Raw genomic sequence first — 18,459 nt, forward strand, 5'->3', positions numbered from 1 at the left:
TTCATTCTCTGCTCCTGTGTGCTATTCGGCCGCGGGGTCAACCAAAGGTGCCATATCTCATCGGCATTGGTGTCCTCGTAGACGACCATATGCATGGCAGCTTCCTCGGCCGAGGCGCCGCCACCGTCAACGCCGACGTCGTGGGCAAGGTAATTCCGTACCCGGATCCGTCGGGTCCACGTCGAATGCGACGAGCCGGCCCGCGCGCAGGTCGCCGACCTGGTTGTCGAGTGACTCGCCGTCGCTGTCGACGCTATCGCCGATTCCGTCACCGTCCCACGCATCGCTGACGTCGGGCACCTCGCGGGCCAGTCGACGCCCAGACTTTCATGGGTCCGCGCTTCGCTGCTGGTAAGCCCCAGGCCAGCAGTTCGCGGGGGCGTTCCAGAGGCGAGTAGCCTTCGTCGAGATCGATGCCGGTCTGTTCGGAGTCCAGAGTCTCTTCGGGTTCGAGCAGGTGGGCCTTGCACATCATCGAATTCAGAAATCCCCATCAGCACACCTCACATTTCGTCAGATCGATTCGTGGCGTTGCCGTAGGACGTGGGCCTCACTGCGCTCCGGGCGACTATGTGCGGATAGTGCAACTCAAAGGCCGGCCGTTCGGAGCGGATGCGTGGCAGCTCAACGCCCTCGATCGCCTAGTACCCGCCGATTTCGCTGAAAATGCTTGATGAACTCTGATTCATCAGAGGACTGTTTGAGGTCGACGTGAAGGCGCGCTACGACAGAAGAACTCTGAGCTCGCAGAACTCCGCTACCAGTTGCCTGGTGCGCGTCATTATTGTTGAAAGTTGTTGATCCAGCAGCATTTAACGTTCCGCACGGCACAGGGCGCCGGGATGCGGCAGATCGAGATGGTGATAAGCCCGGTTGCCCCCGGCGCGTTTGGCCTCGTACATCGCGGTGTCGGCGGGTGCCGACCAATGCATCGATGAGGTGCACATCCGGTGGTGTCGGAATCTGGTCGAGCGCAACCGCGGCGGTGATCGGAAAAGGAAGGTCGGCTATCGCTTGCCGCATCGTCTCAGTTATATCGGCGTGCTCGGGGGTGCCGGCCGTGTCGACGACGACGAACTCCTCGCCTCCGATCCGCGCGATCACCGCCGCAGGCCGACAGTTCTGCTCCAGAGCCGCGCCGACGCCAACCACGGGTCCCGGTCGCGACCCACGTCAGTCAACTTCCCCGTACTCGTCGAACCAGTAGGCGAGCTTGCCGCGCCGGCTGACCGCGCGAAGCCTGGATTCGGCCGCGGCCCGCGTTTTGCTGGTGGTGACGATCAGCAATTCGTCGCCGGTTTCGATGCGCGTATTGGAAATCGGGACAAAGGTATGTCCGTCGCGAATGATCAGCGTGATCACCGCCGGGTCGGGCAGCCTGAGTTCGAGGATGGTGACGTTGTGCAGCCGCGACGGTGCCTGCACGGTCATGGTCAGCAGTTCCGCGTCGAGCATGTCCAGCGGCGCCGCCTCGACCTGGATTTCCCGGGTGGGATCGCGGGCGATCAGGCCCAGCCGCTGTGCCACCGGGCGCAGGCTGGGGCCCTGCACCAGCGTGAACACCACCACGAGCAGGAACACGATGTTCAGCAGGCGGTAGCTGCCGGCCACCCCTTCGACGACCGGGAAGGTCGCCAACACGATCGGGACCGCGCCCCGCAGACCAGCCCACGACAGGAATATCTGCTCGCGCCAGGGAATGCGGAACCAGACGAGCGAGGCGACAACCGACAGCGGCCGGGCGACGAGCAGCAAGACGAGTCCGACGACGATCGCCGGGATCACGTCATCGGCCAGGTCGCTGGGGTTTACCAGCAGACCCAGCAGCACGAATAGCCCGATCTGCGCCAGCCAGCCGACTCCTTCGGCGAACGACCGGGTTGCCGACCGGTGCGGCAGCCCAGAGTTGGCCAGCACCAGCGCAGACAGATATGCGGCGATGAATCCACTGGCATGGGCCTCACCGGCGGCGGCGAATGCAACCAGTCCCAGGCCGAAGGTCGCGATCGGATACAAGCCGGAAGCGGGCAGCGCGATGCGCCGTAGCGCGACCGCGCCGAGGTAGCCTACGGCCACGCCGCCCGCGGCGCCCCCGAACAGTTTCCCGACCAGGTCGATGACGGCGCTCTCCGGTTCCAGCACGAAGGGCACGACACTGAACATCAGCACCAGAATCACGCCCGGCGCATCGTTGAACCCGGACTCCGCCTCGAGCAGTCCGGCGACCCGACGGGGAAGCGGCAGCACGCGCAGGACGGAGAACACCGCCGCGGCGTCGGTCGAGGAGACAGTGGCGCCGAGCAACAACGCGAGCTGCCAGTCAATGCCCAGAAGTAAGTGCGCCAAGCAAGCCGTCACCACGGTGCTGATGACGACGCCGACCGTGGCCAGGGCGACCGCGGGTACCAGGACCTTGCGGATGTCGTTGAACCGGGTGGCCAACCCGCCCTCGATGAGGATCAGCGCCAGCGCCGCGGTGCCGATGTTCCTGGCCAGCTGCACGTCGTCGAACTGAAGACCGAGCGCGTCTTCGCCGAGCACCACGCCGACGAGCAGGAAGAACAGCAGGCTGGGAAAACCGACCCGGGTTGCCACGCGAGTACCGACGATGCTGGCCAGCAGCACGAGGCCGCCGACCAGCAACGCCAGATACAGCTGCTGCAAGGTCATTACATTCCCGTTCGGATACGTCCCGGCACCGGTAGCCGGATCAGCATTCATCTACGACAAGGGGCCCGCCATTGGCGTGCTGTCAGTAAATCAGTACCGCCTCCCGGTGCGCTCACCGTACCTGGGGAAGCGTCCACGCCCGGCCGACGTCGATGCGACAAAATAGCAGGGTGGCGAAGCGGAGAATGCGAATCGGAATTGCCGGTGCGGGCAAGATCGGCCGTTCGGTCGCGGGTGAGTTGTTGGACAACGGCCACAAAATTCTGTTGATCGAACGTGAACGGAGCAATTTCGAACCGCACACAGTTCCCGGTGCGGACTGGCTGAACGCGGACGCTTGCGAGCTGACCGCATTGCAAGAGGCGGGCCTGGATACCTGCGATGTCGTGATCGCCGCCACCGGAGACGACAAATCCAATCTGGTCGTCGGACTGCTGGCCAAGGTCGAATTCGGGGTGCCCAGGATGGTGGCCCGGATCAACGACGTCCGCAACGCGTGGCTGTTCACCCAGACCTGGGGCATCGACGTGGCGGTCTCGACACCGGACGCAATGGTCGCCGGAATCGAGGGTGCCATCGATGTGGGCCACCTGGTGCGATTGATGGCACTTCACGAAGGGCGCGCGGCCCTGACGAAACTCACGCTGCCCGAGGGCAATCCGCTCGTGGGACAGCAGATGCACGACTTGGATCTGCCGGAAAACACCGTCTTGGTCACCGTGCTCCGACGCGACGAGGTGATTGTTCCGCAGCCCGGTGATGTGCTCGAAGCCGGCGACGAAATGTTGTTCGTCGGCAACGACGCCCTGGAGCTGTCGAGACACGCGGACAAGGACGGGCCGCTGTGGGGGGGCGATCCGAAGGCGTGGCGGTCCGAGCGCTAACTATTTCTCTGACTAACCTCTATGGCTAAGGCAGCACCGTGTGCATCAGCATCACGTCGTAGGCAGACCACAACGACAGGTTGAAGTACAGGTCCCGGCCCGACGACCACGGATGGATCATCGGCGCGTAGATGCCGCCGGGCATCTGGAATGACGAGACCAGGGGTTGCTCGTCGCTCCACGGTCCCACCGGCGTCGGCGCGGTCCTGGCGACGACGTCGTTGCTGCTGCCATTGGTGTAGAGCACCAGGTACTGCTTGAGGTAGTTGTTGTACTGGGCCGACATCTCGCCCACCGGGCCCGGCCACAGCGGGGTCGCCGCGCCCGGGTTCGCCGGCACCCAGCGTCCGCCGTTGTCACCATTCCAGTACTGGTACTTGCTCAGATCGGGCAGCTGGTTCGGCGGGACGCGCGACAGGAACACCGCGCCGCCACGTCCCGAGGGTGTGCCGAAGTTGTACAGGTAGCCGTCCTGACCCTTCATGAACGCACCCATCTGGAAGTTCTCGTTGCCCGGGGTGAACCCGAAACCCGGGACAGCGTCGGGTGCCGCCGTGCGGATGGAGCTGGGGAAGATCCCCCAGTTCGTGCCGTTGTCGTTGGACCTCGCGATCGCCGAATAGTTGGTCGACCACTGACCGTCGCGGCCCCAGCGGCGGATCGACATGTAGCTCATGTACTGCGTCCGCCCTATCGAAATGGCCGACGTTGGAATGATTCCCGTCTCATGGGTCGCCTTGTGAATGGTGTTGACGACCTGCTTGGAAAGGCCGTTGGTCCAGACTGGGGAGCCGGAATAGTTGTCGTTGGGCACACCATCCGGAATGTGGATCCCGTGCGACAGGTCGCGGTCGTTGCTGCGGAACAGCACGTTGTACCGCCATTGCTGGCCGCGCACCTTGCAGTAGCCGAAGGTGTCGCCGAACGCCATCAAGGCCTGACGGTTGACGGGATCGCCGTTGTCCCAAACGATCCCGAGGTCGGTGCCGGAGATACCGAACCGCTGCAGCGTCCTGTTCGGGCCATTCGGGCCGGTGACCCAGTCCACCAGCGACGTCGGCGATCCCGCAATCTGCGCCGGGGGTGGCAGCGCGTCGGGAGCCGGTTGCGGTGCGGGTTGGGCGCCCGGGGCCGCATTCGGCTGCAACGGCGTGGCATTCGGCGATTGCGGCAGACCCGGCGCGGGTGGATTCGGTGCGGGCGGCGGTACCACCCCGGCCTGCGGAACCATCGGCGCGGAATACCGCCGCGCGCTGGTGTGGGGCTTGAGCACGGACGAGATCAGCGGGCCCAGTTTGGGCAGCGGCGCCTGGTCATTGGTGTGGGACGGCCTTCGCCCCGTCGGCGGCTGCACGACCGGTTGCGGCGCGGGAATGGCCGGTGGCGCAGCAGGGGGGTCGATGTTGGCCTCGGGTGCACCACACGGTGTGGCGTTTGCTGATGGCACGGGTCCTGCCGCGACGATGTAGGCGATAGCGGCCACCGGCACCACCGCTGGCGACATGGTCCGAAGAATCCCCGACAAAGTCATACCCTTCCAGTGGCGAGTCGTCACATTGACGTTCGCGTTGGCTCATGTGACGATAGTGATCAACGGGGCTCATGTGACCAGTCATCAGCCAATAGGTATATATCCGTGACCGTGTCGAAACCGAGGCTTCCAGCGCTTCCGCGCGATCTTTGCTAGCTGCTGAAATCGAGTCCGGTTCGTCGCGCCCGAGTACGGCGCCGACACGCGGGCAGCACCGCAAAGACAAGCGCCGCAGTTACCGTCGTCACCGAGCCGCATACTGCCAGTTGGCCGCCTAGGCTGTGATCCGCCGCACACCCACTGCTCCTGCACCAACACGGTCTGGGCCACCCCGGGTGGACGGTCCGCCAAGGAGGACGACCGGTGAGCATCGACGACACAGTGCGGCCGAACAAATCCGGAGCCGGACGCGCATACCTTCGTCGGGTGGTCGCCGCCTCGATGGCGGGCACCATCGTCGAATGGTACGAATTCTTCCTCCACGGCACCGCGGCCACGCTAGTGTTCGGGAAGGTGTTCTTCGCCAAGGGCGGCACTGACCTCGACGCCATTTTCGCCGCCTTCGTGACCTACGCCGTCGGCTTTGCGGCCCGGCCCGCTGGGCGGCGTCGTGTTCGGCCAACTCGGAGACAAGTACGGGCGCAAGAAGCTACTGCAGCTGAGCCTGGTCCTGGTCGGCATCGCGACCTTCCTGATGGCCTGTCTGCCCACGTTCGCCCAGATCGGCTATTGGGCGCTGGCGCTCTTGGTGGTATTGCGGTTCATTCAGGGCTTCGCCGTCGGCGGCGAGTGGGGCGGCGCCGTGCTGTTAGTCGCCGAGCACAGCCCCAACGACAGCCGCGGCTTCTGGGCGAGTTGGCCGCAATCCGGTGTGCCGGGCGGGAACCTGTTGGCCACCGCGGTGCTGCTGGTGCTCACCTCGACCCTGTCGGACACGGCGTTCCTGAGCTGGGTCTGGCGCGTGGCCTTTTGGTTGTCCGCGGTCGTGGTGGTGATCGGTTACTACATCCGGACCAAAGTCAGCGACGCGCCGAATCTTTTTGGCAGCGCTGGAAGAGGCGGAGCGCACCAAAGACGACCGGGTGGTTGTGGTCGAGGCGATAAAGCGTTATCCCCGCGGCATTTTGACCGCGATGGGACTACGCGTGGGCGAGAACATCATGTACTACCTGGTGGTCACCTTCTCGATCACCTAACTCAATGCAAGTCCACGCGAACACCAAAACCATCCTGTGGTGGCTGCTGGCCGCAAACGCCGTGCACTTCGCGGTCATTCCGCTGTTCGGGGTCTCAGCGAACGATTCGACAGGTGCCCAGTGTATTTCGTCGGATCCCTGGCCGCTGGAACCTGGGGATTCTTCGCCTTCCCGACGATGAGCAGCAGCAAAAACCACCAACTGCGTCTTCAGGTAGCGCGCCAACACGTGTCTCTCCTCGCTTTGCCGGGAAGTTCGTGTCAGATTAGCGCCGCCACGCGCCCAGTAGTGGCAAACCGTGCCAGCCCGTCAGCGACTGGGGACAGGCGGTTGCCCCTTAAACGAGGTTGCCGGGAAGGGCGTCGCCGGAGTGTTCGACACCGGCCGCACGGACGCCGGAAGCATGGTGGCCGACGACAGCCCGGCGGCTTCCGCACTCACCGGGGGGCCGAGGTGCCCAGCGGACCCGACATGTCCGGGGTCACGGATGCGCCGGCAGCGGGTGCCGCCTGTGCGTACGACGCGGTGTGCGCCGGCGTCGTCGCGGCCGGGCCGGCGGGATTGGCCGGGTTGGCGGGAGCAACCGAACCGGCCGGCCCGGCCGCGCTCGCCGCCATCGGGGTCACTGTCGCCGCCGCGGGCGCCGCGCTCCCGGCCACCGCGGCCGGCGCTGGGGTACCGGTGACCGCGGCCGCCGTGGTCACCGGTACCGGTACGCCCGACGCCAGCGAACCCGCTTGTGCCGCAGCTCCGACCAGCGGCTGCTGCGCGCTCAGCGCGTGGGTGGCGGCGGTGGACGCGCCCAACACGGGTTGCGCCGCGGCCTGCAGGGGCGCCGCGTTGACGACCTCAGTGTCGGCGTACTGTGTCGCCCCGCCACTCATCAACTGTACGAACTGCTCGTGGAACAACGCCGCCTGCGCACTGATCGCCTGGTAGATCTGGGCGTGCACGCCGAACAACTGCGCGATGCTTGTCGACACGGCATCCGCGCCGGCGGCCTGAACAACTTGGGTGGCACCCGCCGCGGCCGAGTTCGCGTAGTTGATGGCGGTGCCGATTTTCGCCAGGTCTGATGCCGCGGCAGCCACATATTCCGGCGTCGCATTCACGAACGACATCCGAACCTCCCGGCCAAGCCCTGACGGTCGACTTCCCCGACCGTCAATTCAAACTAGACATGCAGATCTTACCGGAAATTCGCTGATCAGGAATGCACCTTTGGGCTTGAAGACGGCTCAACGGCCGCCGCATGACATAAGGCCCGGACTGCCGAAAACGGCAGTCCGGGCCTTATGTCGACTCTCGAGCCGGTAGCCCTACTTGTTTATCTTGACGACCCGGCCAGCGCCGACGGTGCGGCCACCTTCACGGATCGCGAACCGCAGACCCTCGTCCATGGCGACGGGCTGGATCAGCTTCACCGAGATGTTGGTGTTGTCACCGGGCATCACCATTTCGGTGCCCTCCGGCAGCGTCACCACGCCGGTCACGTCGGTGGTGCGGAAGTAGAACTGCGGACGGTAGTTGTTGAAGAACGGCGTGTGCCTACCGCCCTCGTCCTTGGACAGGATGTAGACCTGGCCCTCGAACTCGGTGTGCGGCGTGGTGGTGCCGGGCTTGGTGACAACCTGACCGCGCTCGACATCCTCACGCTTGATACCGCGCAGCAGCAACCCGACGTTGTCGCCAGCCTGGCCCTGGTCGAGCAGCTTGCGGAACATCTCCACACCGGTGACCGTGGTCTTGGTGCTGGTTGGGCGGATACCGACAATCTCGACTTCCTCGTTGACGTTGATCATGCCGCGCTCGACACGACCGGTGACCACGGTGCCACGACCGGTGATCGTGAACACGTCCTCCACGGGCATCAGGAACGGTTTATCGGTCTCGCGGACCGGGTCCGGGATCGACTCGTCAACGGCGTCCATCAACTCCTCGACGCTCTTGACCCACTTCTCGTCACCCTCGAGCGCCTTGAGCGCAGACACCCGCACCACCGGCGCCTCCTCGTCGAACTCCTGGGCGGCCAGCAGCTCACGGACCTCCAGCTCGACAAGCTCGAGCAGCTCTTCGTCATCCACCGCGTCGGCCTTGTTCAGGGCGACCAGGATGTAGGGCACACCCACCTGACGGGCGAGCAGCACGTGCTCACGCGTCTGCGGCATCGGGCCGTCGGTGGCGGCGACCACCAGAATCGCGCCGTCCATCTGGGCGGCGCCGGTGATCATGTTCTTGATGTAGTCGGCGTGGCCCGGGGCGTCGACGTGCGCGTAGTGACGCTTCTCGGTCTGGTACTCCACGTGGGAAATGTTGATCGTGATACCGCGCTGCCGCTCCTCGGGCGCGTTGTCGATCTGGTCGAATGCACGCGATTCATTCAGGTCCGGGTACTTGTCGTGCAGAACCTTGGTGATCGCCGCGGTCAGTGTGGTCTTGCCGTGGTCAACGTGACCAATGGTCCCGATGTTGACGTGGGGCTTGGTCCTTTCAAACTTCGCCTTCGCCACTGTTGTGTCCTCCGACTGTGTTGGTGCTTCGTGAAAAGCAGTTTTGATGTTTTCAGCTGTGCCGCGGTAGTGACCGGGCCAGGTTACTCCCTGGCGATTTACCGATCACCGCTTGGCTCGTTACGGGTGAGCCGGTGTTGACCGCTCACTCGCCCGTGGCCTTCGCAATGATCTCCTTCGACACGTTCGCCGGGACTTCGGTGTACGAGTCGAACACCATGGAGTAGTTCGCCCGGCCTTGCGTCTTGGACCGCAGGTCGCCGACGTAGCCGAACATCTCCGACAGCGGCACGTGCGCCCGAACGGCGCGCGCACCAGCCCGCTCCTCCATGGCCTGGATCTGGCCACGGCGGGAGTTCAGGTCACCGATCACGTCACCCATGTAGTCCTCGGGTGTGGTCACTTCGACCGCCATGATCGGCTCGAGGATCACCGGCTGGGCTTGCTGCGCAGCCTTTTTCAGCACCTGTGAACCTGCGATCTTGAACGCCATTTCCGAGGAGTCAACCTCGTGGTAGGCACCGTCGAGCAAGGTAACCTTCAGGTTCACCAGCGGATAGCCGGCCAGCACGCCGTACTGCATGGCGTCCTGGGCGCCCGCGTCCACCGACGGGATGTACTCCCGAGGGATGCGGCCACCTGTCACCTTGTTCTCGAACTCGTAGGTGGCACCGTCTTCATCGGTGAACGGCTCGAGGTTGATGATCACCTTCGCGAACTGACCCGAGCCACCCGTCTGCTTCTTGTGGGTGAACTCGACGTTCTGCACGGCCCGCTTGATGGTCTCCTTGTACGCCACCTGTGGCTTACCGACGTTGGCCTCGACCTTGAACTCGCGGCGCATCCGGTCCACCAGGATATCCAGGTGCAACTCGCCCATGCCGCCGATGACGGTCTGACCGGTCTCCTGATCCAGGTGCACCTTGAAGGTCGGGTCTTCCTCGGCGAGCTTCTGGATCGACAGCGACAGCTTCTCCTGGTCGCTCTTGGTTTTGGGCTCGATGGCCACCTCGATGACCGGGTCCGGGAAGGTCATGGATTCCAGCACGACCTGGTAGTTCGGGTCGCTCAGAGTGTCACCGGTGGTGGTGTCCTTCAGGCCGATCACCGCATAGATGTGCCCCGCCGAGGCGGTCTCGACCGGGTTCTCCTTGTTGGAGTGCATCTGGAACAGCTTGCCCAGCCGCTCTTTCTTGCCCTTGGTGGCGTTGATCACCTGGCTGCCGGAGTCGACCTTGCCCGAGTAGACGCGGACGTAGGTCAGCTTGCCGAAGAACGGGTGCGTGGCGACCTTGAAGGCCAGCGCCGAGAACGGCTCGTCGGTCGACGGGTTGCGGACGACCTCAACGTCCTCCTTGCCCGGCGTGTGGCCGATGGCCGGCGGTACATCCACCGGTGAGGGCAGATAGTCGATGACCGCATCCAGCATCGGCTGGACGCCCTTGTTCTTGAACGCGCTGCCGCACAGCACCGGGTAGGCCTCCGAGCTGATGGTCAGCTTGCGGATGGCGGCCTTGATCTCGGCGACCGTGAGCTCTTCGTCGCCGAGGTACTTGTCCAGCAACGCCTCGTCGGTCTCGGCGACGACCTCGAGCAGCCTGGTGCGGTACTCGTCGGCCTTCTCCTGCAGTTCGGCGGGAATGTCGACCACGTCGTACTTCTCACCGAGCTTGGCCTCGGCGCTCCACACCTTGGCCTTCATCTCGACCAGGTCGACGACGCCTTCGAAGTCGCCCTCGGAGCCGACGGGCAGCTGGATCGGGGTGACGTTGGCGCCCAAGCGCTCCTCCATCGTCTTCACCGAGAAGTAGAAGTCGGCGCCGATCTTGTCCATCTTGTTGACGAAGCAGATCCGTGGGACGTCGTACTTGTCCGCCTGGCGCCACACCTGCTCGGACTGCGGCTCCACACCCTCCTTGCCGTCGAACACGGCAACGGCACCATCCAGCACACGTAGGCTGCGTTCCACCTCGACGGTGAAGTCGACGTGCCCGGGGGTATCGATGATGTTGATCTGGTTGTCGTTCCAGAAGCAGGTGGTCGCGGCCGAGGTGATGGTGATACCCCGCTCCTGCTCCTGCTGCATCCAGTCCATGGTGGCGGCGCCGTCGTGGACCTCACCGATCTTGTAGCTGATACCGGTGTAGTAGAGGATGCGCTCGGTCGTCGTCGTCTTGCCGGCGTCGATGTGCGCCATGATGCCGATATTGCGGACCTTGGTCAGGTCGGTCAGCACGTCCTTCTGCGCCACAGAAGTCTTCCCACTCTTTCGATTGCGTAGTTAGTTCGCTGTCGGTTACGCCCGGCCGCACTGCCGGTCGGCGCCGTTTCGGCCTTACCAGCGATAGTGCGCAAAGGCGCGGTTGGCCTCGGCCATCTTGTGGGTGTCCTCACGCCGCTTCACGGAAGCCCCGAGGCCATTGCTGGCGTCCAGGATCTCGTTCGCCAGCCGCTCGATCATCGTCTTCTCCCGGCGTTGCCGCGAGAAGCTGACCAGCCAACGCAGCGCCAGGGTGGTCGACCGGTCCGGCCGCACCTCGACGGGCACCTGGTAGGTGGCACCACCGACGCGGCGGCTGCGGACTTCCAGGGCTGGTTTGACGTTATCCAATGCCCGCTTGAGCGTGATCACCGGATCGGCGCCGGTCTTGTCGCGGGCTTGTTCGAGCGCACCATAAACAATGCGTTCGGCCAGCGATTTCTTCCCCTTCAGCAGAACCTTGTTCACCAACTGGGTGACCAGCTGCGATCCGTAAACCGGGTCATTGACCAGTGGACGCTTCGGCGCGGGCCCCTTGCGCGGCATTAGCTCTTCTCCTTCTTGGCGCCGTACCGGCTGCGAGCTTGCTTGCGATTCTTAGCACCCTGGGTGTCCAGCGAGCCGCGGATGATCTTGTAGCGCACACCCGGCAGGTCCTTCACCCGGCCACCACGCACCAACACCATCGAGTGCTCCTGCAGGTTGTGACCTTCGCCGGGGATGTAGGCGGTGACCTCGACCTGGCTCGTCAGCTTCACGCGCGCGACCTTCCGAAGCGCCGAGTTCGGCTTCTTCGGGGTGGTGGTGTACACGCGGGTGCACACGCCACGACGCTGCGGGCTACCCTTCAGGGCAGCGGTCTTGACCTTGGCGACCTTGTCGCGGCGACCCTTGCGTACCAGCTGCTGAATGGTTGGCATCTACCGACTTTCTGTGTTCGAGGTCTTTTTAAGTCTCTGTCCTGCAGCTATCCACCGCCACGTAGCACCTGACGTACCCCGCGGCCGGGCGTATCGCACGCGCTCAGCACCAGATAAATCCGATGCGTGGACATACGAATTTGCCCGGCATTCGCTTCCTTACGTCAGGCGCCGTAAGCCGCCAGGCATGAGTTTCCACAATACCCGCCGCTGGTCTGGCAGGTCAAAGCGAGTGTCGCACCGCACCAACCGCCGTGCCACCCCCGTCGATCTGACCGTTATTTCGGCCCGCCTTCAAGCTAAGAACCGGCCTGGGTACTTCGCCGGTCCAACCCTGTCGCCAATCGCAACACCATGTCGGTGAACAGCGCACCGGTGTCGATGTCGTCCATCACACCCGTCATTTCCAGCAGCAGAAACCTGTGCAACGCCGACCAGAACTCGAGCGCGGCGTAAAAGGCCTCCTCGCCGTCGAGACCGTAGGAAGACAGCACGGCGATGATGGGGTGCGGCCGCGGCACGGGTGGGTGCGGTGTATTCGGGATCGTCACCGCCCAGCGACATCCGGGTGAACGCCGAATACCGCCCGGGATGATGGTGCGCATAGCTGCGGTAGGCGCCGGCCATGACCAGCACCGCGTCGTCGCGCGAGCGCCCCTCCCCGACCCGGTTGAGCGTCGTGATGATGTCGTCGATGACCCGGATCCGCACCGCGCACCGCAGGTCCTCCAGGCTGTCGACGTGGTTGTAGAGCGACGGCCCCTTGGTGCCCAACTGCGTGGCAAGCGCGTTGATGGTCAGCGAGTCCCATCCCGGCCCGCGGGCGCCACCCACCGATGGTGGTTCCGGGTGGGCTGCCATGGAAACGCCTTTCGACGCGGTGATCAGGGGATGCTCAACTAATGACTCTAGTTGACGAAGCCGCTGATAGACGCCAGTGGATCCGGGACGGGCCTTAGTCAACCCGGGCGAAACTATTTGCCATTGCGCAGGCCGATACACGTAGGCTCATTCCAGCACATACCCGCAGCCGCCGAAGGGGGACCCGCGATGCACTGGAGAACGGCCGCCGGGTCGCTTGCAACCGGTGTCATCGCGATCACGGCCGCGGCCGCGCCGCCGCCGGCCGCGCAGGCCAAAAACGGCGACACCCACATCATCGGGGAGGGCAGTCAGCAAACCATCGACTGCAACGACAGCACGCTGTACGTCAACGGCACCCGGAATTCCGTCAACGCGTTGGGCAACTGTTGGGCGGTGACGGTCATGGGGTCGGGCAATACGGTAATCGCTGACTCGGTCACCCATGACATCACCGTGTACGGCTATGACCAGACGGTCTTCTTTCACAATGGATCGCCGATTCTGTGGGACCGCGGTCGCGAACTGGGAATGACGAATCGCCTGCAGCAGGTGCCCGCCTGACCTATAGCTGCCGCACCAAGGAGGGGAACATGCGCGTCCACGTCAGCGACCGTTCGATCAGGCTGGCCGTACTCACCGTGGCACCGGCCGTCGCGGCCAGCTGCAGTTCGACCGCCAACCCGCCCGGCGGCCCCAGCACGACGACGAAGAGCAGCACCACCACGACGACCACCGGCGCGGCCGCCACGACCGCGCCGAACAGCGAAAACACCACCGCCTCAGTCGAAATCGGCAACACCCTGAACTACGGCTCGGTGGACACCACGGCAACCCTCGACTGCGCCTCCGGCAAGTCGCTGAACGTCGCCGGATCCAACAACACGCTGGCAGTCACCGGTACCTGCGCGACGGTAAGCGTCGGCGGCGCGAACAACAAGATCGCCATCGACAAGGTCGACACCCGCATCACCGTGCTGGGCCTCGACAACACCATCACCTACAAGGGCGGCGATCCCAAGGTGGACAACCTCGGCTCTGGCAACACCATCAGTGAGGGCAGCTGATCGGTTACGTCGCGGCCGCTCCGTGCCGACCAGCCCCGGCGGCGAATCGCCCCGCCCCCTCGCTGGCTTCGGCGGCAACCTTGGCGATGCTGACGAATTCTTGGTGGATCGCCGCGGACTCCGGCAACCCCCACTGATGCAGCGCCGACAGCCGGTCCGCCCGCAGACACTGTTGCGGGAGCGCGGCCAACTCGGCCGCCAGCTGCTCGGCCGCTTGCCGCGCTTGACCTTTCGAGACGACCCGATTGGCCAATCCCATCGCCAGGGCTTCATCGGCCTTGACCTCTCGGCCGGTCAGGATCAGGTCCAGCGCCCGGCTCTGGCCGATCAGCCGCGGCAGCCGCACGGTGCCCCCGTCGATCAGCGGCACTCCCCAACGCCGGCAGAACACGCCGAACACGGCGTCCTCCTCGGCCACCCGCAGGTCGCACCAGATAGCCAACTCCAGACCGCCCGCGACGGCGTAGCCGCTCACCGCGGCGATCACCGGCTTGGACAGCACCATCCGCGACGGGCCCATCGGGCCGGGACCGGTCCGGTGCAGCTCGTTGGCCTGCGGTGTGCCGAAGGCCTTCAGATCAGCGCCCGCACAGAACGTTCCGCCCTCGCCCCACAGCACCGCCACCGACGCGGAATCGTCGCGTTCGAATTTCTCGAAGGCCGCGTACAGGGCGATTGCCGCCGGACCGTTCACCGCGTTACGCGCCTCGGGCCGGTTCAGGATCACCGTCGTCACCGGACCCTTGCGCTCCACCCGCACCGCATCACTCATGTCGCCTCCAGGAGTTGAGTTGTATCGCGCCGGTCGAGCAGTTCGGTCGCAAAGTCGTGATAGACGGCACGCAGCGGCGCACCGGGCCAATCCTCGGGCAGCAGATCGGCAGGCAGCATCGTATCGGTGAGCAGGTGCCGCACGATCGCCGCGGCGACCACGAAGCGGCCCGGAACGTCTGCGACAGCGGCCATCTCATCCAGAAGCCGGCGACCGTCCGCCGCCCAGCCGGGCAGGTCCCACAGCTGCGCGGCGAGCTGCTCGGGCGCGTCATCGCGCGCGGTGAGCACCCGCCGGACCCGATCGGCCAGATCGGGTTCGAGGTCGGGGTCGAGGTTGTTCGGGCCTCATCCATACACCCTCGCGTAATTCACCGAAACGATTGCGGTACATGCTGTTTCGCTGCGCAGCACGCGTTCGCGCATCGGCGCCGACGCCGGTCACAATCACGACATGCCAGTCGCCGCGCCAGGGTCGGATCCGGAGCCGCATCGCCTCGTCCTGACGGCGCTGGCGTGCCAGCAGCCGATCCGAGAGCCGGTAGCCGTCGGCCGAGCGGATTAGGTCACCGGCCCCGACCCTGCGGGTTAGCGCAACCCGCAGGGTCGTCTCCTTGATTCCGAAATCGGCTGTCAGCCTGATCAGCTCACTCGCGGTCGCCCAGGCCGCCGGATGGGCACCCAGCAGAACGCTGAGTACCACCGAGCGCGCGGTCATCGTCGCCATGACTACACCCCGGAGGTACGTCGGACGTAGTCGCCGAACGGCTCGTCGCGATGGCGCACCGCCTCGCGGAAGCCGTGTTCGACCGAGTCGGCAACGAAGGCGTGCCCCTCCGGGCGTGTGCCGGGCGATGCCGTCGAACAACGTGCTGACCATCCGACTGGTAGCCACACCCCGTTGCAACAGAGCGGAATTCAGCGCGAGCTTCACCATGATCAGCTGATTGACCGGCACCGCCGCAATGCGCTCCACCAGCCGTTCGGTGCGCTCGTAGAGATCTTTGGGGTCGGGCGCCTCGACGGCCAGACCCCACTCGGCGGCTTGCGCCCCGGTGATCGAATCACCGGTGAACAGAAGGCGTTTGGCCAGTTGGTCACCGAGCCGATGCGCCCACAGGCCGGCGGCCGGGACACCCCACACCCGGGTGGGCGGGTAACCGATTTTGGCGTCTGCCGCGGCGATAACCTGGTCGGCGTGCAACGCGATGTCGGTGCCGCCGGCCACGCAGTACCCGTGAATCTTGACCACCGTCGGCTTGTCAGCGTGCATCAGGCTCGAAAACCCGCGCACGAACCGGCTCATCATCTGATAGTCGATCATCGGGTCCCAGGGCTGGTCGGGCCGGTGGTTGATGCCCTGGGTTTTGCCGTCCAGCACGGTGCCCGCATAGGCGCCGGTCCCGCCGGCCGAGCCGGTGCCGTCGGCGTAAGCGGACAGGTCGAAGCCCGCGCAAAACCCTTCGCCGCGGCCGGATACCAGGATGACGTGCACGTTGGGGTCGAGGTCGGCACGCTCCACCAGCGCAGAGAGCTCCAGCGGAGTGTCCGCGACGATCGCGTTGCCCTTCTCCGGCCGGTTGAAGGTGATCCGCGCGACCCAGCCGGTGACCTCGTAGGTCATTGTCTTGAGGTTGTCGAAGTCGACTGGCCTGATCGCGTAAGTCACCGGTGGCTCAGCCCTTTACCAGGCACCGCTCCAGGATAGGCGCCAGATCCAGTCCGGTCAGCATGGTGCCGACCGCGCCGCCCCATTGACCGCCCAGCCTGGTGGTCAAGAACACCTCGGCGACCGCGGGGTAGCATGCCGGACCGGACCAGCAGCGAACCTTGCAACGCCAGGCAGATGTCCTCGGCGACCTTGCGCGCCCGGTAGGCGATGGTGTCCAGGTCGCTCAGCTCGTCGCGCAGCTGGCCGACGTGGCGGCCCAGCCGCGGGTCCTGACCGGCGCTCTCGTCGAGTTCGGCGAACAGCACCTCGATGCATTCCGGCCGAGTTGCCATGGCGCGCAAGGTATCTAGCACGCTCACGTTGCCCGAGCCTTCCCAGATGCCCACCAGCGGAGCCTCGCGGAACGTCCGCGGCATGCCGGAGTCCTCGACATAACCGTTTCCTCCCAGGCATTCCAGCGCCTTAGCGGCGTGCGGGGTGGCCCGCTTGCATACCCAGTGCTTGCTGGCCGCCAGACCGATGCGGCGCAGTAGCCGCCTCCTTGGCGTCCCCGCGCAGTGCGTTGTCGGTGGCGCTGGCCATCCGCATCGCGACGATCGTCGCGGCCTCGGCCTCGACGCCAGGTCGGCGAGCACGTTGCGCATCAGGGGTTGGTCAATCAGGTAGGCGCCGAAGGCCTTTCGGTGCTGGGCGTGATAGATCGCGCGGGTCAGGCCGGTGCGCATGCTGGTAGCGCTGCCCAGGATGCAGTCAAGGCGGGTGAGGTTGACCATCTCGATGATAGGCGGCACGCCACGCCCTCCTCGCCCACCAGCCAGACGACGGCACCGTCGTACTCCACCTCGCTCGAGGCGTTGGCATGGTTACCGAGCTTGTCCTTGAGCCGCTGCAAGAACATTCGGTTGCGGCTGCAGTCGGGCAGGATCCGCGGAAGCATGAAGCAAGACAGCCCACCGGGAGCCTGCGCGAGGACCAAGAAGATGTCGCACATGGGCGCCGAGTTGAACCAATTGTGACCGGTCAAACTGTAACTGCCGTACCGTTCGGAGTGGCCTGGGTGGTGCCGGCGCTCACGTCGGAACCACCCTGCTTCTCGGTCATCGACATCCCGGCGGTGATGCCGACTTTCGTGGTGGCCAGCTTGAGCTCGACCGCCGCTGGAGAACACAACCCCGCATCATCCGCAGTGCTCACCGAGGCTTTGATCCGCGAGGGCGGGCAGTGGGTACCTGGTTGGTGACGACATGCGTGTCCGACATGCCACTCATATTACAGTTTTCAACAGCCGAACAAGAGGTGTAATACGGGCGGCTCAGCCGCGAGTGCGCTCCCGCAGGAAGGCGATGTCGTCCTTACGTCCCTCATCGGCGGTCTCGCAGATCACTGGCGCGTCGGCGGCCTCGACCACCGCCACCAGCAATTCGGGATCGATTTTTCCGGTGCCGAAGTTGGCGTGCCGGTCGGCACCCGATCCCGCGGCATCGCGCGAATCGTTGCAGTGCACCAGGTCGATGCGCCCGGTCAGCGCCTTGATCCGGCCCACCGCGTCGATCAGCGCCTCACCGGCGGCCCAGGCGTGACAGGTATCCAGGCAGAAACCAATTCCCTTGTCGCCGATGTGATCCCACAGTTTGCCGATGGTGTCGAAATAGCGGGCCATGGCGTGGTCGCCGCCGGCGGTGTTCTCTAGATACACTGGGACGTCGGTTTCCAAATAGTCCAGCGCCTTGACCCACCGCTCGAAACCGGCCTCCGTGTCGTTGTCGTCCGCGTAACCGCCGTGCACGATGACCGCGGTCGCGTTGATCTGGGCGGCGGCGTCGCAGGTGTTTTGCAGGATCTTGCGCGACGGGATGCGGATGCGGTTGTTGGCCGAGGCGACGTTGATCAGATACGGCGCGTGCACATACAGCGGTGTGCCGGACGTCTTGAGCACCTCGGCGTCCTCGCGGGGTTTCGGCTTTTTCCAGCTCTGCGGGTTGCTGAGGAAAAACTGCACCACGTCGGCGCCGTCGGCTTGCGCGGCGGCCAGCGGGTCGTCATTGCGGACGTGCGAACCGATGAGCACGTCGGCCAGTCTAGTGATCCGGTGCGACGCGACGGCTTCTCGCGCGGGT

16 protein-coding genes and 5 pseudogenes are annotated in these 18,459 nt (G+C 65.0%); 4 read left to right on the forward strand and 17 right to left on the reverse strand.

The genetic code is table 11. The features are described 5' to 3' along the window. The 4 genes and pseudogenes from FQ389_RS21065 to FQ389_RS02550 all read right to left on the reverse strand — a co-directional run. On the reverse strand, window positions 1–494 hold a 494-nt coding region (locus FQ389_RS21065; protein ID WP_313901943.1), incomplete at its 3' end, for a DUF5709 domain-containing protein. A 19-nt stretch (window positions 495–513) separates the two neighbouring features. Next, window positions 514–626 (reverse strand): annotated as a pseudogene (locus FQ389_RS21930) (hypothetical protein); the annotation flags it as partial. Beyond that, window positions 625–1,152, reverse strand: a complete 528-nt coding sequence (locus FQ389_RS21935; RefSeq protein ID WP_144205963.1) for a GGDEF domain-containing protein — start codon at window positions 1,150–1,152, stop codon at window positions 625–627. The pseudogene FQ389_RS21930 and the gene FQ389_RS21935, both read right to left, overlap by 2 nt. Before the next feature lie 21 nt (window positions 1,153–1,173). Then, the gene (locus FQ389_RS02550) at window positions 1,174–2,670 is read right to left on the reverse strand and encodes a potassium/proton antiporter (protein WP_144205964.1); all 1,497 of its coding nucleotides are present in this window, start codon (window positions 2,668–2,670) and stop codon (window positions 1,174–1,176) included. Between the two features lie 185 nt (window positions 2,671–2,855). Here FQ389_RS02550 and FQ389_RS02555 point away from each other — a divergent pair, with 185 nt between their 5' ends. Then, window positions 2,856–3,554, forward strand: a complete 699-nt coding sequence (locus FQ389_RS02555; RefSeq protein ID WP_144206028.1) for a potassium channel family protein — start codon at window positions 2,856–2,858, stop codon at window positions 3,552–3,554. Between the two features lie 25 nt (window positions 3,555–3,579). On the opposite strand, the gene FQ389_RS02560 is transcribed toward FQ389_RS02555, so the two are convergent. Continuing rightward, window positions 3,580–5,058, reverse strand: coding sequence for a DUF4185 domain-containing protein (locus FQ389_RS02560; protein WP_407662727.1), 1,479 nt, complete (start codon window positions 5,056–5,058; stop codon window positions 3,580–3,582). A 468-nt stretch (window positions 5,059–5,526) separates the two neighbouring features. On the opposite strand from FQ389_RS02560, the pseudogene FQ389_RS02565 reads away from it, so the two are divergent. After that, window positions 5,527–6,476, forward strand: a pseudogene (locus FQ389_RS02565) (MFS transporter); the annotation flags it as partial. A gap of 242 nt (window positions 6,477–6,718) precedes the next feature. Here the strand turns inward: FQ389_RS02565 and FQ389_RS02570 are convergent. From FQ389_RS02570 to FQ389_RS02595, 6 genes and pseudogenes are all read right to left on the reverse strand, one after another. Then, a complete protein-coding gene (locus tag FQ389_RS02570; RefSeq protein WP_144206029.1) occupies window positions 6,719–7,402 on the reverse strand; it encodes a PE family protein in 684 nt (227 codons plus the stop codon). A gap of 198 nt (window positions 7,403–7,600) precedes the next feature. After that, complete coding sequence (tuf, locus tag FQ389_RS02575) at window positions 7,601–8,791, reverse strand: elongation factor Tu (protein WP_069399557.1); 1,191 nt, start codon at window positions 8,789–8,791, stop codon at window positions 7,601–7,603. Between the two features lie 145 nt (window positions 8,792–8,936). After that, window positions 8,937–11,042: an elongation factor G gene (fusA, locus tag FQ389_RS02580; RefSeq protein WP_144205966.1), complete on the reverse strand. Its 2,106-nt coding sequence runs from the start codon at window positions 11,040–11,042 to the stop codon at window positions 8,937–8,939. A gap of 84 nt (window positions 11,043–11,126) precedes the next feature. Next, window positions 11,127–11,597 (reverse strand): 30S ribosomal protein S7, encoded by a 471-nt coding sequence (gene rpsG / locus FQ389_RS02585; RefSeq protein ID WP_144205967.1) that lies wholly within the window; start codon window positions 11,595–11,597, stop codon window positions 11,127–11,129. Continuing rightward, window positions 11,597–11,971: a 30S ribosomal protein S12 gene (rpsL, locus tag FQ389_RS02590; protein WP_144205968.1), complete on the reverse strand. Its 375-nt coding sequence runs from the start codon at window positions 11,969–11,971 to the stop codon at window positions 11,597–11,599. Before rpsL ends, rpsG begins: the two co-directional genes overlap by 1 nt. A 299-nt stretch (window positions 11,972–12,270) precedes the next feature. After that, window positions 12,271–12,832, reverse strand: a pseudogene (locus tag FQ389_RS02595) (TetR-like C-terminal domain-containing protein). Between the two features lie 189 nt (window positions 12,833–13,021). Here FQ389_RS02595 and FQ389_RS02600 point away from each other — a divergent pair. Together FQ389_RS02600 and FQ389_RS02605 are read left to right on the forward strand one after the other, a co-directional pair. Beyond that, complete coding sequence (locus FQ389_RS02600; RefSeq protein WP_144205969.1) at window positions 13,022–13,396, forward strand: DUF3060 domain-containing protein; 375 nt, start codon at window positions 13,022–13,024, stop codon at window positions 13,394–13,396. Between the two features lie 29 nt (window positions 13,397–13,425). Next, a complete protein-coding gene (locus FQ389_RS02605) occupies window positions 13,426–13,899 on the forward strand; it encodes a DUF3060 domain-containing protein (RefSeq protein WP_144205970.1) in 474 nt (157 codons plus the stop codon). Between the two features lie 4 nt (window positions 13,900–13,903). Here the strand turns inward: FQ389_RS02605 and FQ389_RS02610 are convergent, their stop codons facing one another. The 6 genes and pseudogenes from FQ389_RS02610 to FQ389_RS02630 form a co-directional block, all read right to left on the reverse strand. After that, window positions 13,904–14,671, reverse strand: a complete 768-nt coding sequence (locus tag FQ389_RS02610) for a crotonase/enoyl-CoA hydratase family protein (protein WP_144205971.1) — start codon at window positions 14,669–14,671, stop codon at window positions 13,904–13,906. Continuing rightward, window positions 14,668–15,397: pseudogene (locus FQ389_RS02615) on the reverse strand (PaaX family transcriptional regulator C-terminal domain-containing protein). Before FQ389_RS02615 ends, FQ389_RS02610 begins: the two are co-directional and overlap by 4 nt. Before the next feature lie 2 nt (window positions 15,398–15,399). After that, window positions 15,400–16,339 (reverse strand): annotated as a pseudogene (locus tag FQ389_RS02620) (crotonase/enoyl-CoA hydratase family protein). Further along, a complete protein-coding gene (locus FQ389_RS02625; protein ID WP_144205972.1) occupies window positions 16,336–17,133 on the reverse strand; it encodes an acyl-CoA dehydrogenase family protein in 798 nt (265 codons plus the stop codon). Before FQ389_RS02625 ends, FQ389_RS02620 begins: the two are co-directional and overlap by 4 nt. A gap of 229 nt (window positions 17,134–17,362) precedes the next feature. Further along, complete coding sequence (locus tag FQ389_RS17660) at window positions 17,363–17,536, reverse strand: hypothetical protein (protein WP_186296237.1); 174 nt, start codon at window positions 17,534–17,536, stop codon at window positions 17,363–17,365. Between the two features lie 118 nt (window positions 17,537–17,654). Further along, window positions 17,655–18,410 carry a deoxyribonuclease IV gene (locus FQ389_RS02630; protein ID WP_144205973.1) on the reverse strand — a complete coding sequence of 252 codons (756 nt, stop codon included), beginning with the start codon at window positions 18,408–18,410 and terminating at the stop codon, window positions 17,655–17,657. Window positions 18,411–18,459 lie beyond the last annotated feature (49 nt).

Source organism: Mycobacterium tilburgii (assembly GCF_902168065.1).
Taxonomy (GTDB): domain Bacteria; phylum Actinomycetota; class Actinomycetes; order Mycobacteriales; family Mycobacteriaceae; genus Mycobacterium; species Mycobacterium tilburgii.

Excerpts from the sequence above, each read along its gene's own strand:
- FQ389_RS02550 (WP_144205964.1), bottom strand. The coding sequence starts at position 2,670 with ATGACCTTGCAGCAGCTGTATCTGGCGTTGCTGGTCGGCGGCCTCGTG.
- FQ389_RS02555 (WP_144206028.1), top strand. The coding sequence starts at position 2,856 with ATGCGAATCGGAATTGCCGGTGCGGGCAAGATCGGCCGTTCGGTCGCG.
- FQ389_RS02560 (WP_407662727.1), bottom strand. The coding sequence starts at position 5,058 with ATGTCGCCAGCGGTGGTGCCGGTGGCCGCTATCGCCTACATCGTCGCG.
- FQ389_RS02570 (WP_144206029.1), bottom strand. The coding sequence starts at position 7,402 with ATGTCGTTCGTGAATGCGACGCCGGAATATGTGGCTGCCGCGGCATCA.
- rpsG (WP_144205967.1), bottom strand. The coding sequence starts at position 11,597 with ATGCCGCGCAAGGGGCCCGCGCCGAAGCGTCCACTGGTCAATGACCCG.
- rpsL (WP_144205968.1), bottom strand. The coding sequence starts at position 11,971 with ATGCCAACCATTCAGCAGCTGGTACGCAAGGGTCGCCGCGACAAGGTC.
- FQ389_RS02600 (WP_144205969.1), top strand. The coding sequence starts at position 13,022 with ATGCACTGGAGAACGGCCGCCGGGTCGCTTGCAACCGGTGTCATCGCG.
- FQ389_RS02605 (WP_144205970.1), top strand. The coding sequence starts at position 13,426 with ATGCGCGTCCACGTCAGCGACCGTTCGATCAGGCTGGCCGTACTCACC.
- FQ389_RS02610 (WP_144205971.1), bottom strand. The coding sequence starts at position 14,671 with ATGAGTGATGCGGTGCGGGTGGAGCGCAAGGGTCCGGTGACGACGGTG.